The sequence below is a fragment of the Streptomyces recifensis genome (assembly GCF_002154615.1).
In the GTDB taxonomy this organism is placed as follows: Bacteria; Actinomycetota; Actinomycetes; order Streptomycetales; family Streptomycetaceae; genus Streptomyces; species Streptomyces griseoluteus.
On sequence record NZ_MUNH01000805.1, the window covers coordinates 1 to 2209 of the forward strand.

At 74.3% G+C, this 2209-nt stretch carries 2 protein-coding genes and 1 pseudogene; 2 read left to right on the forward strand and 1 reads right to left on the reverse strand.

Going from position 1 to position 2209, the window contains the following annotated elements:
* The coding region (locus CCN33_RS29855; RefSeq protein WP_140394762.1) for a DUF2867 domain-containing protein at positions 1–407 on the forward strand (407 nt) is incomplete at its 5' end.
* 70 nt (positions 408–477) lie between these two features.
* Positions 478–1854: a cryptochrome/photolyase family protein gene (locus tag CCN33_RS29860; RefSeq protein ID WP_086696444.1), complete on the forward strand. Its 1377-nt coding sequence runs from the start codon at positions 478–480 to the stop codon at positions 1852–1854.
* Here the strand turns inward: CCN33_RS29860 and CCN33_RS29865 are convergent.
* Positions 1829–2209 (reverse strand): annotated as a pseudogene (locus CCN33_RS29865) (cobalamin B12-binding domain-containing protein); the annotation flags it as partial. The gene CCN33_RS29860 and the pseudogene CCN33_RS29865 overlap by 26 nt on opposite strands.

Here is a 2209-nt window from a genome sequence, read left to right on the forward strand (position 1 = left end):
GGGTGGGCCTGCGCCGGGGCCGCCGGGACGCGGAGCGGCTGCGGGTGGGCGACTCGCTGGACTTCTGGCGGGTGGAGGAGATCGAGCCGGGCCATCTGCTGCGGCTGCGAGCCGAGATGCGGCTGCCGGGCCTGGCCTGGCTGGAGATGTACGCGGAGCCGTGCGGCGAGGGGCGCAGCCGGTACCGCCAGCGCGCGCTGTTCCATCCGCGCGGGCTGCTCGGCCAGGCGTACTGGTGGTCGGTGTCGCCGTTCCACGAGATCGTGTTCGGCGGGATGGCCCGGAACATCGCGCGGGCCGCCGTCCACGGTCCGGTCCCGACGATCAGGAACCGGGGGCTGCGGGGGCGCGGCATCAAGAACCTGGGGCTCCAGCACCGGAGGCTGAAAAAGCGGGCACGGCGTTGACGTCCGCGTCCGTGCGGGGCGCTCGCCCGGAAGAGTCCACCGTAAGCATCCCCTGCTCCGGAGCCGTTCGATGAACACCTCGGTCGTCCTCTTCACCGCCGACCTGCGTCTGCACGACCATCCGCCGCTGCGCGCGGCCCTGGACGGGGCCCGGCAGGTGGTGCCGCTGTTCGTGCGCGACGACGGCATCGACGGCGCGGGGTTCGCCGCGCCCAACCGGCTGGCGTTCCTCGCCGACTGCCTGCGGGACCTGGACGCAGGGCTGCGCGAGCGCGGCGGACGGCTCGTGGTGCGCTCCGGTGACGTGGTGGCCGAAGTGCTGAGGGTGGTGGCGGAGGCGGACGCCGACGAGGTGCACATGGCAGCCGACGCCAGCGGCTACGCGCACCACCGCGAGCACGCCCTGCGCACCGCGCTGGAGGCGGACGGCCGCAGGCTGCACGTCCACGACACGGTGACCGCCGCCGTGGAGCCGGGTGCGGTGACCCCGATGGCCTCGGACCACTTCGCCGTGTTCACCCCGTACTTCCGCCACTGGTCCGGACGTGCGCAGCGTGACCCGCTCGGCGCGCCTCGGAAGGTGAGCGTGCCGGAGGGCGTCAAGTCCGAGGAACTCCCTTCCCGTGACGCGGTGTCGGGCACTTCCCCGGCGCTCGCGGAGGGCGGTGAGGCGGCGGGGCGCCGGATGGTGGCCGAATGGCTGCGCACGGGGATCGACGCGTACGAGGACCAGCACGACGACCTGGCCGGCGACGGCACCTCCCGGCTCTCCCCGCACCTGCACTTCGGCACCGTCTCCCCGGTGGAACTCGTGCACCGGGCACGGCTGGAGGGCGGCGCGGGAGCGGAGGCGTTCGTCCGGCAGGTCGCCTGGCGGGACTTCAACCGGCAGTTGCTGGCGGTGCGTCCGGAGGCGTCCCGTGCCGACTACCGCACCCGGCACGACCGTTGGCGCACCGGCAGGAAGGCCGAGGCGGACGTCCAGGCGTGGCGGGACGGCCGTACCGGCTACCCGATCGTGGACGCGGCGATGCGGCAGTTGCGGCACGAGGGCTGGATGCACAACCGGGGCCGGCTGCTCACCGCGAGCTTCCTGACCAAGACGCTGTACGTGGACTGGCGGGTGGGCGCACGGCACTTCCTGGACCTGCTGGTCGACGGGGACGTGGCCAACAACCAGCTCAACTGGCAGTGGACGGCCGGCACGGGCACCGACACCCGCCCCAACCGGGTGCTGAACCCGACGGCCCAGGCCAGGCGGTACGACCCGGACGGCGCCTATGTCCGGCGCTGGGTCGAGGAGTTGGCGCACGTGGAGGGCGCGGCGGTGCACGAGCCGTGGAAGCTGGGCGGGCCGGACCGGGCGAAGCTCGGGGACTACCCGGACCCGATCGTCGACCTCAAGGACGGCCTGGACCGCTTCAGGCACGCGCGCGGGCTGGAGTGAGGTCCCGCCCGGGCTCGGTGCCGTAGGCGGCGGTCAGGGTGTCGAGGGCGTCGGCGAGTCCGGTCGGGCGGAGCATGCCGTGACTGGAGCGGCCCGTCCAGCCGGGGCCGCCGAGCATCATCAGGGTCTGCCCGCGGGCGCCGCGCACGCCCCACTCGATGCCCGCGACATGCCGGGCGAGCGGCAGGCCGGCGGTGGCGCGGGACTGGGACCACAGCACGACCGCTGCCGGACCGAGCCGCCGTACCGCGGCGGTGAGGGCGTCGGCGGGGACGGCGCTGCCGAACATCCGGGTGGGGACGCCGTGCCGGACCAGCGCGGCGTTGAGGGCCTCCAGCGGGAGGGTGTGCTGTTC

Bases quoted from the DNA above. Each gene is read 5' to 3' on its own strand.
- CCN33_RS29860 (WP_086696444.1), top strand. From the start codon at position 478: ATGAACACCTCGGTCGTCCTCTTCACCGCCGACCTGCGTCTGCACGAC.